Source organism: Flavobacterium pisciphilum, assembly GCF_020905345.1.
GTDB classification, from domain to species: Bacteria; Bacteroidota; Bacteroidia; order Flavobacteriales; family Flavobacteriaceae; genus Flavobacterium; species Flavobacterium pisciphilum.
Window position 1 is genome coordinate 3283266 of record NZ_JAJJMO010000001.1, and the last position, 13855, is coordinate 3297120.

Here is a 13855-nt window from a genome sequence, read left to right on the forward strand (position 1 = left end):
AGAATTAAAGGGAGTCAAAACTATACTGAACAGTATAAGAAAGATTAATCTTTATTTTATAAAATATGTTTGTTGTACAAATTTATTTACATTAGCATCACAAAAAAACGCAGAGAATACTTATTATAAAGTAGAGTATCTGCAAACCAAAAACTAATTTAACACCAAGATTATTATCTATGAAAGCAAAAATCTATCGATTTGCAACCCTGTTATTTTCTTCTTTCTTAATGTTTTCATGTGCTTCAGAAAGTGTGCCATTACGTACGGAAAATAAAATCTTATCATTTACTATCACTAAAGGCGACCTCTCTAAGAATTTTGATATTTCAGGAAATTCAATAACTGGTAAGGTTGAGAGTAAATTTGAATTGAATGATATTAATTTAAAAGTTTTAATTTCTGAAGGAGCAGTGATATCTCCAGATCCAAGTACAATCAAATCGATTACTGGTTCATTTACTTTGGCGGTTAAAGCAGAAAATGGTGATGAAAAAAAATATGAAGTGACTATAAATAGAGAACCAAGTATTGAAAATTCTATTTTGGAATTCAATATTAAGGACAAAAATCTGTTAACAAATGTTGAAATTAATGAGCAAACAGGAATAATAACCAAAAGATTGCCTGAATTTGTTGACTTAAAAAATTTAAATATTAATTTGAAATTTTCAAAATACGCTTCAATTTCACCAGAACCGGGTACAATTAAAGATTATTCGTCTCCAGTAATTTATACCGTTAAATCGGAATCTGGAGTAGAAAAAGTTTATCAGGTGAAGTTTACACATATGGATACTGATAGATTTGAGTCATGTTCAGAAGCAAACGCATGGAAATGGTTTGGAGGTGATGACAGAACAAATGCACCAGATATTTTGCCTTATGACAGAAATATTGGTACTGGACAGGCAATTGTGTTTGATAAAGATTTTGTTCCTTCAGCTTTTAGTATACATCTTCGTGAAGGGTTTAAATATTCTGGAGCTAACACTGATTATCGTCAAGATGTTGTCTTAAAATTAATTATAAGAGATGCAAGCGATAAATTTATAGCGTCGACAACAGCAAATGTTTTAGGAAATTTTAGTGGTGGTTTTGTTCCTTTTAATCTAGAAAGATTGAATGTTTTTTTAGAAGCTAAAAAAACATATGTTTTTTATTGGTACCTTGTAAATGGGGAGGCATTAGGTGTTGTAGCAAGCAGTTCAGGTAATAATAATGATGGATCAGGATTCTGTTTTAATTCAGGTTACGCAGGAGAGTCTAAAAAGAGTGCTAACAACACGCTTGAAAATGTAAACGTTTGGTATAAACATAACTGGCATTTTAATATAGAAATAAAAGGAAAAGAATAAAAAATTAATTTAATACAAAAAACCGAAGCAATTAAACTTCGGTTTTTTGTATTAAATTAATCAATCCATTTATAATATCTCGCTCCAATTAAATTCGGAATTTCTTTTTCGATTCGATCCAGAATCCATTCTTGTTTTGGTGTTCTGATACTTTCTTTTTGTTCTTTTTTATGAAGTCTTTCGTAAGTTTCAAAATCAATTTCTACACTTTCTTCTAAGTTCTCAAAAAGTTTAATTTGGCTTAAAGCCGATTGCCACTCGAGCTGAATTGTTCCTTCGAAAACTTTTGATTTTGATCCACTTCCATATGCTAAAAACCCGAACTTAGTTCCGGAAATGTCTTTTTTGGTATCATAAAAATGAGCCAGAGTTGATAATAATCCCATGAAAATAGAACCAGTATAAAGGTTTCCAATTAATGAAGAAGCTAATTCGGCAGGCTGTAATTTATCGGTAACAAAAGCTTTGTATTCTTCGGATTTACTTGTTTCTTTTAGTTTGTTTTGGTATTCAGATGTAGATTCATCTCCTGAGATAATTTTGGATTCACTGTCCAAAGCATAAATCTCTGACAACATTCTCCTTCCTTGAAAAGAGTAGGGAAGATGCATGATGATACTATTCCAAGTTTTGTATAAAGTTTCAGTAGTGTTTTTTAATTTTTTGAATGAAAAGTATGCATTACGAGTACGATCCATATAACATTGGTTAGAATATTGACCATCAAAAACGGGTTGATCTTTGTGGATTTCAATTTCAGTTTCTAAATTATCAAACCAAGAATCGTTGTTTTTGTTTTGTGTAATTGTTTCCTTGGAGAGACTTCTGTATGGTTTGAAAAAGTCAAAAACACCTTTTGTGCTTGTTGCCCAGTTTTCGTCAAAGGCAATAATTCTAGGGTTTGCAGTTACCAACATAGCCAATGCTCCAGCACCTTGTGTGTATTCACCAGTTGAGTTTAAATCGTATTTAGCGAAATCGGTTGTAACAACAATTGCTTTTTTTGTTGGATTCAGTTTTATAAAATCAATACAGTTTTGCAAAGCATCAACACCACCTATACAGGCAAAGGTGAAATCGACAACATCACATTCGGACAAAGAATCTTCTCCAAATTTTTGTTCCATTAATGCGATTAAAAACGAACTAATGGGTTTTGAACTATCTATAGCACTTTCAGTTCCAACATAAATTCGACTTATTTCATTTAGGTTTATTTGATTCTCAGTAATTAGTTTTGTTAATGCATTTGCACCAAAAACTACTGGATCTTGATAAGTGTCTGGGAGTGTCATTTTGATTAAACCCAAGCCTTTTTCTAATTTTTCGGGTTCAATATTTCGGGCAGTTGCCAAAGTTTTTATGGGCAAATGTATGTTGGCTACATCAAAAGAAATAGCATCAATTCCTGTTTTCATTCTGGTTTTTTTGAGGCGATAAAGGTAAAATTAAGCTTTCAGACTTCGGTTGTTTTAAATAGATAAAATTTGGTTTTGGGGTACTTTTGAGGAAAATAAATTAAAAAGCTGAAAAAAATAGCAATTTGGTAATTACATAAAAAGCAAGAATTATCTATACTGTAATTTTTTCAAAACTTATTTTGTTGTTTTTAAATTAATTGCAAAGAAGTCTATGAAAACTCTTTAAAATCATTATAAATAACAACGAAATGGTTGTAGTTCATTAGTATTTAAGTTATTTTTGTATAATTTTTTAAAACAAACTACTTAAACTCTTATGGCACAATCTGCACTATTGAATGCTTCCATCTTAAAGAAAGTGGCTATGGCTCTTTCGGGAATATTCTTAATCACGTTTTTAGCGCTGCATGTTTCCTTAAATTTCATTTCTATTATAAGTATAGACGTCTTTAATGAGGCTTCTCACTTTATGGGATACAATCCGCTGATTCAATATGTAATGCAACCAGTTTTGGCAATCGGTGTAATTTTCCATTTTGTAATGGGATTTGTATTGACGGTTCAAAATAGCGCGGCAAGACCAATTGCATATGCAAAATACAACGGAGCTGCTAATGCTTCATGGACATCAAGAAATATGATTATTTCTGGATCTGTTATTTTAGCATTTTTAGTATTGCATTTTTATGATTTTTGGTTTCCTGAAGTTACCTATAAATATATCGTAGGTACTGCACCAGATGCTACAAGGTATTACGGTGAATTAGTTCATAAGTTTCATGATCCAATTCGTACAGGATTGTACTGTATTTCTTTTGTGTTATTAGGTTTTCACCTTTGGCATGGATTCAGTTCTTCTCTTCAGTCAATGGGGATGAACAATAAGTACTCTAGATCTTTAAGTAGATTCGGTTATGGATTTGCGGTAGTAGTACCTGCCCTTTTCGTAATAATCGCATTATTTCATCATTTCAATAATTAATATAAATTATAATGGCATTAGATTCAAAAATTCCACACGGCCCAATATCGGACAAATGGACAGATTATAAAGATCATATTAATTTAGTAAACCCTGCTAACAAACGTAACTTAGATGTTATTGTTGTTGGAACTGGTTTAGCTGGAGGTTCTGCAGCAGCGACTCTTGCTGAATTAGGGTATAACGTAAAAGCATTTTGTTTTCAAGATTCACCACGTCGTGCGCACTCAATTGCAGCACAAGGGGGAATTAATGCAGCAAAAAATTATCAAGGAGATGGGGATTCAGTTTTCCGTTTATTTTATGATACTGTAAAAGGGGGTGACTACCGTGCGCGTGAAGCAAACGTTCATCGTCTTGCCGAAGTTTCGGCTAATATTATTGACCAATGTGTGGCTCAAGGAGTTCCATTGGCTCGTGAATACGGTGGTTTGTTAGATAACCGTTCTTTTGGAGGAACTTTGGTTTCTAGAACTTTTTATGCAAAAGGACAAACCGGACAACAATTATTATTAGGAGCATATTCTGCAATGAACCGTCAAATCGGTCGTGGAAAAATCAAAATGTACAACCGTCACGAAATGCTAGATTTAGTTATCGTGAACGGAAAAGCAAGAGGTATTATTGCTCGTAACTTGATTACAGGAGAAATCGAAAGACATTCAGCTCATGCTGTTGTTATTGGTTCAGGTGGTTATGGTAACGTATTCTTCTTATCAACAAATGCGATGGGAAGTAATGCAACTGCTGCTTGGAAAATCCATAAAAAAGGAGCGTTTTTTGCAAATCCTTGTTACACACAAATTCACCCTACATGTATTCCAGTTTCAGGAGATCATCAGTCTAAATTGACTTTGATGTCTGAATCGTTACGTAATGATGGTCGTATTTGGGTTCCAAAATCATTGGAAGATGCAAAAGCTATCCGTGAAGGAAAGAAAAAACCAACAGATTTGTCTGAAGACGAAAGAGATTATTACTTAGAAAGAAGATATCCTTCATTTGGAAATTTAGTTCCTCGTGACGTTGCATCTCGTGCTGCAAAAGAGCGTTGTGATGCAGGTTTTGGAGTAAATAAAACAGGTGAAGCAGTTTACCTTGATTTTGCTGCAGCGATACAACGTTATGGTAAAGAACAAGCTTATGTTAAAGGTTTGGATGCTAATGACAAGAACTTAGTTATTAAATTAGGAACTGAAGTTGTAGAGAATAAATACGGAAACTTATTCCAAATGTATTTAAAAATCGTTGACGAGAATCCATACGTAACACCAATGATGATTTATCCTGCGGTTCACTATACAATGGGTGGAACTTGGGTTGATTATAATTTAATGACTACAATTCCAGGATGTTTCTCTATTGGAGAATCTAATTTCTCTGATCACGGAGCAAACAGATTGGGTGCTTCTGCATTAATGCAAGGTTTAGCAGATGGTTATTTCGTATTGCCTTATACTATTGGGGATTATTTATCACCAGATATTAAAATGGGAGAAATTTCTACAGATTTACCTGAATTCGTAGAAGCGGAGAAAAATGTAAAAGACCAAATCGAGAAATTCCTTAACAATAACGGAACACATTCTGTTGATTATTTCCATAAGAAATTAGGAAAAATTATGTGGGACAAAGTTGGTATGGCTCGTAATGCAAAAGGATTAAATGAAGCTATTGTAGAAATTGCCGCTTTACGTGAGGAATTTTATAAAGATGTAAAAGTACCAGGAAAAGCGAATGAGTTTAATCAAGAATTAGAAAAAGCAACGCGTGTTGCCGATTTCTTAGAGTTAGGAGAATTGTTTGCGAAAGATGCTTTACACAGAAATGAATCTTGTGGAGGTCACTTCCGTGAAGAATACCAATCTGAGGATGGAGAAGCACAGCGTGATGATGAAAACTTTGCATATGTAGCAGCTTGGGAATATAAAGGAAAACCTAGCGATGCAGTATTGCATAAGGAAGAATTAGTTTTCGATAATATTAAATTGGTAACTCGTAGTTATAAATAGCAATTAGTTAAAAGACAAAAGCCTTAAAGTTAAATGACTGAATGTTAATTGACTTTCGACTTTCGACTTTATGACTTTCAAACTAAAAAAGTATGAAACTTACATTAAAAATATGGCGTCAGAAAAACGCTGAAGATAAAGGAGCAATCGTAGATTACCCAATCGACGGTATTGAACCAGATATGTCTTTCCTTGAAATGTTAGATGTTCTTAACGAGCAATTAATAAACAAAGGAGAAGAGCCAGTTGCATTTGATCACGATTGTCGCGAAGGAATTTGTGGAATGTGTTCATTATTTATTAACGGAGAGGCACATGGACCAGATAGAGGTATAACAACTTGTCAATTGCACATGCGTATGTTTAAAGATGGAGATACGATTTTTATCGAGCCATTTAGAGCAAAAGCTTTCCCTGTAATTAAAGATTTAGTTGTAGATAGAAGTTCTTTTGATAGAATTCAACATGCAGGAGGATTTATCTCTGTAAATACTTCAGGAAATACAATTGATGCAAATACAATTCCGATTAACAAACACGATGCAGATGCAGCTTTTGATGCAGCTACATGTATTGGTTGTGGAGCTTGTGTTGCCACTTGTAAAAACTCATCAGCAATGTTATTCGTTTCTGCTAAGGTATCTCAATATGCTTTATTACCACAAGGTCGTATTGAAGCTACGGATCGTGTTTTAAACATGGTTCATCAAATGGATGTTGAAGGTTTTGGTAACTGTACCAATACTGGAGCTTGTGAAGTAGAGTGTCCTAAAGGAATCTCTCTTGAAAATATTGCACGTATGAACCGTGAGTATTTATCAGCAAGCTTGAAAGGATAAATCTGAAATAAAATTCAATTTAGTTTTTATAAAAAACGCATTCGCCTTGGCGAATGCGTTTTTTTGTTTTTGCCTATTCGTAATACAATTGAGAAGGACTTATTTCTTGTTTTTCTTTGCCTTCTTGTCTGATAAAGCACTGCAAGGTTGAACTTCCAGCAGCATCAAAATAGCTAATGTTTATTTTATGAAACCCCTTTTCGAGTTTTGCGGCTCCAAATGCTTCATTGATCCAATGTCTTCCATCGTTATCAACTATAAGTTGGTTGTCAATAAATAATTTGGCACCATCATCTACAATAGTAGAAAATTCATATTGAGCAGTTTCGGGAATGTAGATATAACCTTCAAACTTTAAACCCATATATAAGTTTTCCTTTGACTTGTATTTCTTCATTTCGATTACACCTTCATGTATCCCAGATTTTGCAAACTTTATAGTATCTAGTTCAAGGGTTTGTTGTACAAGTTTATTTGTATAGAAATATTTCAAACCATTTTTTGTTGGTTTAATAGCTAAAGCAGGCTGAGTTTCTGAATTTTTAATAGAAATAGTAGTAATAGAACTTCTTCTGCCACTAGGACTTATTTGTACTACTTTTATCTTTCTAAATTCTCCTTTTGGAATGTAAATGGCAACTGGTTTTTTGTAATTACTACTTGTTTCATCAGGATTATAACCATCAATGGTGTAGAAAATTTGCCCATTTTTAATTGTTGGTTGCATCTCTAATGTGTATTTTGAGGCTATAACAGTAGTATCTTGTATTCCAAAAGGGGTAGGGACTTTGTATAGTCTTTTTTGAGATTCCAACTTTTCTATATGATGCGGGAATCTTTTTAGCATCAAATTAGGATAATTTTTATTTTTAGTTTCCGTCCAAGCGATTTCTGCAAAGGGAAATAATCTAGGATAAAGCATGTAATTTAGTTTTGCAGGACTTGTTACATATTCAGACCAAATATTTGCCTGAACTCCATAGATATATTTTTGTTGATCAATAGTTAAACTATCTACTGGTGTTGGGTTGTAGTTGTATACTTCGTGAACAGTAGTTAAACGTCCAACAGATAATGGTTCTTGTAATGAATATCCTTGGTTATGATCAAAATAAACATAGTCTTCGGGAGTCATAATTACTTTGTGTTTTTCTCTTGCGGCTGCAATTCCACCAGATTCTCCTCGCCAAGACATAACAGTAGCATTAGGAGCAAGTCCACCTTCTAAAATTTCGTCCCATCCAAAGATTTGTCTTCCATTTGCATTAAGGAATTTCTCCATACGTTTTATGAAGTAACTTTGAAGTTCGTGTTCGTTTTTTAAGCCTAATTCCTTTATTCTTTTTTGGCAATTTGGACATTTCTCCCATCGAGATTTCGGGCATTCATCCCCACCAATATGGATGTATTCGCTAGGGAAAAGTGCCATTACTTCTTTTAAAACATCTTCTAGAAAAACAAAAGTTTCTTCTTTACCTGCGCAAAAAACATCTTCAAATACACCCCATGATTCAATTACCTTTAGGTCAGATGAAGGAAAGCAGGCTAGATTTGGGTAAGCGGCAACAGCGGCAGATGCATGCCCAGGCATTTCAATTTCTGGAATAATGTTTACAAAATGATCTTCGGCAAATTTCACAACCTCTTTAATTTCTTCTTGGGTGTAATACCCTCCATAAGGGATATTGTCAAAAAATCTTGGGAATCTCTCGAACTTATTTCCAACAAGTGTTTGTGCTCTTATAGATCCAATTTCGGTGAGTTTCGGATATTTTTTTATTTCAATTCTCCAACCTTGGTCATCTGTTAAATGCCAGTGAAAATTATTTAATTTGTAATATGACATTTGGGCAATGAAGTCCTTAATGACAGCTGCTGAGAAAAAGTGTCTGCAAACATCTAAATGTAAACCTCTATATGGATATCTTGGTTGGTCTATAATTTCTGCAGTTGGTAGTTTTATCTGAGAATTAATGGATGGATTATTTGGTAGAAGCTGGAGTAAACTTTGTACTGCATAAAATAAACCTTGTTCTTGACCGGTAACAAAAATTCCTTTAGAAGTAATATTTATTTTATAGGCTTCTTTGTTTGTTGGTACCGAGGCAGGTTCGGTTGTAAATTGAACAAGAATGTTAGCTTTACTTTTTGGGGTATTTTTGTTTATGACAGATTCGAAAATTTGAGCAGTTTTAAGTTCTTTAGGTGTGTATTTGTTGTTTTTGAAAACAATTTTTATTTGTCCTTTTATGGTAATGCTATCGCCAGTTTCTTTGTAGAAATTTGGCGCTGGTATTATTGTGGTATTGTTTAATGACTCTTGGGCATTTCCTAAAGAATAACATAGTATTAGAATGAATAAGAGGGTTTGTTTCATGTTTGGGTTTTGATTGGTTAAAAACAAATTTAAAGCTTATAATGGGATTAGTTGTTTTTTGTGCAAAAAAATTGCACGCTGTGTTTTTGTATTTAATGTATTGTAAATGATAAGATTGTCTTGTTTGTTTGTTCTATTTTTATTTTGGTTAGCAATATAATTGCATTATTTTCTTATTTTTGTTTTAGTAAAAAGAACCTTATGAATGATAATGAATTGGTTAATTATACCAAGGAAGAAAGAAAAGCTCATATTTTAAAAGAGATTAATTTACATACCCGAGTGAGTTTTGATACACTTTCTAATAAGTTGTTTGTTTCAGAAGATACTATACGAAGAGATATAAATGAACTTGAATCTGAGTCTTTATTGATAAAAGTGAAGGGTGGAGCTATGACAAAAGCATATCATCATTCTTCGGTATCACAAACTTATGCTGGTGAATCTAAGCAAATAATTGGAAAAAAAACAGTAGGATTGCTTCATGACGGGATGGTTCTGCTACTTGGTGGAGGTACTACTATTAGAGAGTTCATCCGATTAATTCCTAACGATTTAAATCTTACAATTTTTACTGTGACAGTTTTGTCTGCAGTAGAACTTTTGGATAAACCCAACGTTAAAGCTATAATGATTGGAGGTAGTATTTCTCCTTATAGTCAAATGTGTGTTAGTGGAGATGTGTATCATCAGTTATCAAGTATTAAGGTTGATTTATTAATTTTAGGAACAAATGCACTAGATATCGAGGGTGGTTTTTCAGATTCAGATTGGGACACTGTTCAGGTAAAGAAAGCAATGATTCAAGCTTCTAGAAAAACGGCTATACTTAGTATATCTGAAAAATTAGATACTGTTTTAAAGATGAAAATCGCGAGTTTATCTGAAGTTGATTATGTTATAACTGAGATAGATCCGGATCATGAAAAATTAAAACTATACAAGCAAGCCGTTCCAGGTTTGACTTTAATTTAAGACCAATTTTTCATTAAAAAGTTAATCCAGTTTTGATGGAATATTTTTTTTAGATCTTCTTCTGCATAACCATGGCTTCTAAAAATGAAAACTAATTTTTGTAAATCGGCTATGGTATCCAAATCATATGGTGTTTGCTCAGTTCCGAATGCGCCATCTAGGTCTGAGCCTATACCAATGTGATCTGCATTTCCAGCTATTTGACAGATGTGATCCATGTGTTTGAAAGCTGTTTCTAGATTGCATTGCATACTGAGTGGAGTAGAAATTCCTCTTTGCCAATTAGGTACTAACATCCAGGCATCTAATGCTCCTCCTATCACAGCGCCTCTGGAAATAAGTTCTTTTATTTGTTCATCACTATATTGTCTATTATGATCAACTAAGCTTCTGCAATTATTATGGCTTGCCCAAATAGGGCCATTGAAATTTTCTAATGCTTGCCAGAAAGCATCATCACATAAATGTGTTGCGTCTAAAATAATATTTAAACGTTCCATTTCTTTAAGTAATTCGATTCCGTTTGCTCCCATTTTTCCAGTCGAATCGGTTCCGTTGGCATAACGACCTGGGCCATAATGGGCGGGGCCAATAGCTCTTAGCCCGTAGTTGTATGCTTTTTCGAGGTATGGAATGTCAATGATAGAATCGGCACCTTCTAGGCTTAAGATATAGCCTATAGGTTTTTTATCATTTGAGGTACCATCATTCCATAATTCAATTTGTTGCTGTAGCGATTTTTTGTCAGTGATTGCAACCATTTCACCTTCTTCTTCCATGGATTTGTACCATGCCACTTGTGCTTGAGTTTGTGCCCAAGCTTGTTGTGGAGAATTCCAACCAGGAATTGTGCTGCCAGGCTTGACAAATCGTGCAATTTGAGTTGCTACCACAATACCAATGTTCCCTTTTCTTAAATCAGGAAATGAGACCGTAGCTTTTTCTCTGTCGGGTTTGTCATTCATCCCTTTTTCTAGATGGCGTAATGTAGTTACATCATTTCTTAAATCTCTGTTCCATTCCATAGCATTCATGCTTAGGTCAAGATGGGCATCAAATATGAACATAGTGTTTTTTTTAAAAATTTATTTTTCTATTACGGGCAAGAACAGTCCATTGATCGTGAATTTCTTGCTGAGAGTTTACTATTTGAACTGTTTCGTATAGCGCACAAGTTGGACAAATATGATAAGGGATAGCATAAATAGTATCTCCTATATTGTATGGTTTGGCTCCTTTGTTCTCTAATACTAAGTGTTCTTCTGAATGTGATATTGGAATTAATTTGTCGTCATTTAAAATAGTCAAACGCTTGTCTAATGGGTTTTCAGATGCTACAGATTTGTATCCGATATCAATACATAGAGTGTTTTTTGTAGGTTTAGATATAACTGTTCCAACTAAAACTGCTGCAGGTTTGAAATTTTGTTCTGGCAAATTGTTTTGGTAATTAATATCCCAGAATACAAATGTGCCTGGGCTGCATTCGACATTTTTTTGACTGGTATAAAAAGGAAATGTATTGGAGCCACCAGCAACAACCTTTAGTTTGCAATCTAGTTTTTGCTCTAGTTTGAAAAGTTTATCAATTATTTGAGTAAATGTATCTGATGCTATTTTGATTCGCTCATCAGCTGAGCCTTTTAAATGACCATCATAGATATGTAATCCAAGAAATTTTATATTGGATAAATTGATTATTTCGCAAGTTAAATGATCCCAATTACTTTTATAGTCTACACCAGTTCTATCCATTCCGGCATTTATATCCAGATAAATATTTAATGTTATATTGTTTTTTTTACCTAATTCTGATAATTCATTTGCTGTCTCGAAATTGTCAACAATGGTTGAGAAAATAAGATTAGGGTATTTTTGCAATAAACTAATCCAACGCTGTTGTTTTAATTTGGTTGGTTGGTAGGCTAATAATATATCTGTAATATTATGAATCGCACATAATTCTGCCTCAGCAATAGTTGCACATTTAACCTTGTCTATCTTATATGTTTTATACAAATCAAGAATTTCTCCTAATTTATGTGTCTTTATATGTGGTCTTAATTTTTGAATATCGCCTTTTACAGATTCAATTAAATGCTCGATATTGTATTGAATACGATCAGTATAAAGTGCTAAAAAAGGAGTGTCAATAAGAGTTTCCGGTTTTATTTCCCACCAATTATTTTTCATGTCTTCAGTTTCTAGATTTTTCAACTATAGTGATTAAGTTTTTAAAAGCTGCAAATGATTTGTCATAATCTAATTGGGATAAAACTTCTTTTGAAAACAAATGTGATCCTATCCCTACGCAAACAACTCCTGCTTTAAACCAGGGTTTTAAATTATTCTCTTCTAATGTTACACCACCACTAGGCATCAGTTTTAAATTTGGGAACGGTGCTTTTATGGCCTTAACGTAACTCGGTCCTCCTATTTTATCGGCAGGAAATAATTTTACAATTTCGGCTCCTAATTTGTTGGCATGAATGATTTCGTTTAATGTAGCTGCACCGGGAATCCAGTATAGATTGTTTTTAAAGCAAAAGTTACCTATTTCAGAATCTGTATGTGGACATACTATGCAATCAGCGCCTAGTTTATGATATGCTTCAGCATCATTTAAAGTTAAAATCGATCCTACAGCTAACTTAATATTTAAATTATTCGTGTTTCTAAAATTTATCATTTGGGCAAAAACTTCTTTTGCATCTGGTGAACGAGCTGCAAATTCGATGATTTTAATCCCTGAATCTGAAGCGGATTTTAGTATTATTTCGGCAGTTTTAATCCCAATTTGTGTTACTAAAGGGAGTACTCCTTGCGTTTTTAAAATATCGTACATTTTGTAATTATGTTTTATCTATTAATTCTATTGCTTGAGCCATTTTTGATAAAATGGTTTATTTCTTCAGGAGTGGTTATGGCAAAATCTCCTACTATACTCTGTTTTATAACTCCGCATGCTGTTGCCCAATCTATGCATTCTTGCCCGGATAGATCATTTTTAAGGCTGTAGAGTAATCCTGCGGTGAAGGCATCTCCTGATCCGATTTGATCAGTTACAAGATGTATCAAGTAGGGTTTAGATTCGTAAAAAGTACCTTTATGTAGTAACATGCCTGAATACAAATGAGTTTGGCCTTCTGATTTTCTGAAACTCATGGCTAGTGTATCCAGATATGGCATTTTTTCTTTTAGAAGATCATAGGTTTTTAGAAACCGATCTGAATCGGAATCATTTTTGTCAGTTTTGATATTGAAATATATTTCGGTTGAATCTAAATCGGCAATAGTAATTGTGCTGTAATAGAGTAGTTCAGGCATGATTTCTGAAGGTTTTTTTCCATATTGCCATAATTTAGTACGGAAATTAAAGTCAGATGATATTGTTATGCCTTTGCGATGAGCAGCTAATATTGCTTCTTTACATACTAAATTGGCTTCGTTGGAAACACCAGGGCTAATGCCTGACCAATGAAAATGTGTTGTGTTCTCTAGAACTTCATCCCAATTAATTTCATTTTCATTAATCGTTGCAAATGCTGAATTGCTTCGGTCATAGATTACTTGCGATTGTCGTATTTGGTTACCAGATTCAATAAAATATAAGCCAATCCGATCTCCTCCATAAATGCAATTAGTCGTGCCTACTTTGTATTTATGGAGTTCGTTTAATGCGAGTTGGGATAAATCGTTGTTAGGTAGGCGAGTAATATAATTGGTCTTTATACCTAATTGTGAAAGTAATACACAAACATTTGCTTCAGCTCCACCTATGTGAATCTGCATTTCTTTGGCTTGTGTAAATCGATTGCCATGAGCTACACCCATTCGCAATAATAACTCACCAAATGTTGTAATTTTTGTTTGTGAAGATTTCGTTTTCAT

At 33.6% G+C, this 13855-nt stretch carries 11 protein-coding genes; 5 read left to right on the forward strand and 6 right to left on the reverse strand.

The window, feature by feature from the left end; genetic code table 11:
• The first annotated feature begins 179 nt into the window (after positions 1–179).
• Complete coding sequence (locus tag LNQ49_RS13955; protein WP_229989590.1) at positions 180–1358, forward strand: DUF5018 domain-containing protein; 1179 nt, start codon at positions 180–182, stop codon at positions 1356–1358.
• A 56-nt stretch (positions 1359–1414) separates the two neighbouring features.
• On the opposite strand, the gene LNQ49_RS13960 is transcribed toward LNQ49_RS13955, so the two are convergent.
• Complete coding sequence (locus LNQ49_RS13960; protein WP_229989591.1) at positions 1415–2776, reverse strand: hydroxymethylglutaryl-CoA synthase family protein; 1362 nt, start codon at positions 2774–2776, stop codon at positions 1415–1417.
• Between the two features lie 319 nt (positions 2777–3095).
• On the opposite strand from LNQ49_RS13960, the gene LNQ49_RS13965 reads away from it, so the two are divergent.
• The 3 genes from LNQ49_RS13965 to LNQ49_RS13975 all read left to right on the forward strand — a co-directional run bounded on the left by LNQ49_RS13965 (position 3096) and on the right by LNQ49_RS13975 (position 6612).
• Positions 3096–3761: a succinate dehydrogenase cytochrome b subunit gene (locus tag LNQ49_RS13965; RefSeq protein WP_229989592.1), complete on the forward strand. Its 666-nt coding sequence runs from the start codon at positions 3096–3098 to the stop codon at positions 3759–3761.
• An 11-nt stretch (positions 3762–3772) separates the two neighbouring features.
• Positions 3773–5773 (forward strand): fumarate reductase/succinate dehydrogenase flavoprotein subunit, encoded by a 2001-nt coding sequence (locus LNQ49_RS13970; protein ID WP_229989593.1) that lies wholly within the window; start codon positions 3773–3775, stop codon positions 5771–5773.
• A 92-nt stretch (positions 5774–5865) separates the two neighbouring features.
• Positions 5866–6612: a succinate dehydrogenase/fumarate reductase iron-sulfur subunit gene (locus tag LNQ49_RS13975; protein ID WP_229989595.1), complete on the forward strand. Its 747-nt coding sequence runs from the start codon at positions 5866–5868 to the stop codon at positions 6610–6612.
• A gap of 73 nt (positions 6613–6685) precedes the next feature.
• On the opposite strand, the gene LNQ49_RS13980 is transcribed toward LNQ49_RS13975, so the two are convergent.
• Positions 6686–8989, reverse strand: coding sequence for a family 20 glycosylhydrolase (locus tag LNQ49_RS13980; protein ID WP_229989597.1), 2304 nt, complete (start codon positions 8987–8989; stop codon positions 6686–6688).
• A 201-nt stretch (positions 8990–9190) separates the two neighbouring features.
• Between LNQ49_RS13980 and LNQ49_RS13985 the strand changes: the two genes are divergently transcribed.
• Positions 9191–9964 carry a DeoR/GlpR family DNA-binding transcription regulator gene (locus tag LNQ49_RS13985; RefSeq protein WP_229989599.1) on the forward strand — a complete coding sequence of 258 codons (774 nt, stop codon included), beginning with the start codon at positions 9191–9193 and terminating at the stop codon, positions 9962–9964.
• Here the strand turns inward: LNQ49_RS13985 and LNQ49_RS13990 are convergent.
• The 4 genes from LNQ49_RS13990 to LNQ49_RS14005 are packed head-to-tail and all read right to left on the reverse strand — an operon-like array spanning position 9961 to position 13855.
• A complete protein-coding gene (locus LNQ49_RS13990) occupies positions 9961–11031 on the reverse strand; it encodes a dipeptidase (protein WP_229989600.1) in 1071 nt (356 codons plus the stop codon). The two genes, LNQ49_RS13985 and LNQ49_RS13990, sit on opposite strands and share 4 nt — an antisense overlap.
• A 10-nt stretch (positions 11032–11041) precedes the next feature.
• Positions 11042–12157 (reverse strand): D-TA family PLP-dependent enzyme, encoded by a 1116-nt coding sequence (locus tag LNQ49_RS13995; RefSeq protein WP_229989601.1) that lies wholly within the window; start codon positions 12155–12157, stop codon positions 11042–11044.
• Positions 12158–12161: 4 nt separating this feature from the next.
• Complete coding sequence (locus LNQ49_RS14000) at positions 12162–12809, reverse strand: bifunctional 4-hydroxy-2-oxoglutarate aldolase/2-dehydro-3-deoxy-phosphogluconate aldolase (RefSeq protein WP_229989602.1); 648 nt, start codon at positions 12807–12809, stop codon at positions 12162–12164.
• A gap of 14 nt (positions 12810–12823) precedes the next feature.
• Positions 12824–13855, reverse strand: coding sequence for a sugar kinase (locus LNQ49_RS14005; RefSeq protein ID WP_229989603.1), 1032 nt, complete (start codon positions 13853–13855; stop codon positions 12824–12826).

What these genes read in the sequence shown, in the direction of transcription:
- LNQ49_RS13970 (WP_229989593.1), top strand. Translation starts at nt 3,773, where the DNA reads ATGGCATTAGATTCAAAAATTCCACACGGCCCAATATCGGACAAATGG.
- LNQ49_RS13955 (WP_229989590.1), top strand. Translation starts at nt 180, where the DNA reads ATGAAAGCAAAAATCTATCGATTTGCAACCCTGTTATTTTCTTCTTTC.
- LNQ49_RS13975 (WP_229989595.1), top strand. Translation starts at nt 5,866, where the DNA reads ATGAAACTTACATTAAAAATATGGCGTCAGAAAAACGCTGAAGATAAA.
- LNQ49_RS13960 (WP_229989591.1), bottom strand. Translation starts at nt 2,776, where the DNA reads ATGAAAACAGGAATTGATGCTATTTCTTTTGATGTAGCCAACATACAT.
- LNQ49_RS13990 (WP_229989600.1), bottom strand. Translation starts at nt 11,031, where the DNA reads ATGTTCATATTTGATGCCCATCTTGACCTAAGCATGAATGCTATGGAA.
- LNQ49_RS13965 (WP_229989592.1), top strand. Translation starts at nt 3,096, where the DNA reads ATGGCACAATCTGCACTATTGAATGCTTCCATCTTAAAGAAAGTGGCT.
- LNQ49_RS13980 (WP_229989597.1), bottom strand. Translation starts at nt 8,989, where the DNA reads ATGAAACAAACCCTCTTATTCATTCTAATACTATGTTATTCTTTAGGA.
- LNQ49_RS13995 (WP_229989601.1), bottom strand. Translation starts at nt 12,157, where the DNA reads ATGAAAAATAATTGGTGGGAAATAAAACCGGAAACTCTTATTGACACT.
- LNQ49_RS14000 (WP_229989602.1), bottom strand. Translation starts at nt 12,809, where the DNA reads ATGTACGATATTTTAAAAACGCAAGGAGTACTCCCTTTAGTAACACAA.
- LNQ49_RS14005 (WP_229989603.1), bottom strand. Translation starts at nt 13,855, where the DNA reads ATGAAAACGAAATCTTCACAAACAAAAATTACAACATTTGGTGAGTTA.
- LNQ49_RS13985 (WP_229989599.1), top strand. Translation starts at nt 9,191, where the DNA reads ATGAATGATAATGAATTGGTTAATTATACCAAGGAAGAAAGAAAAGCT.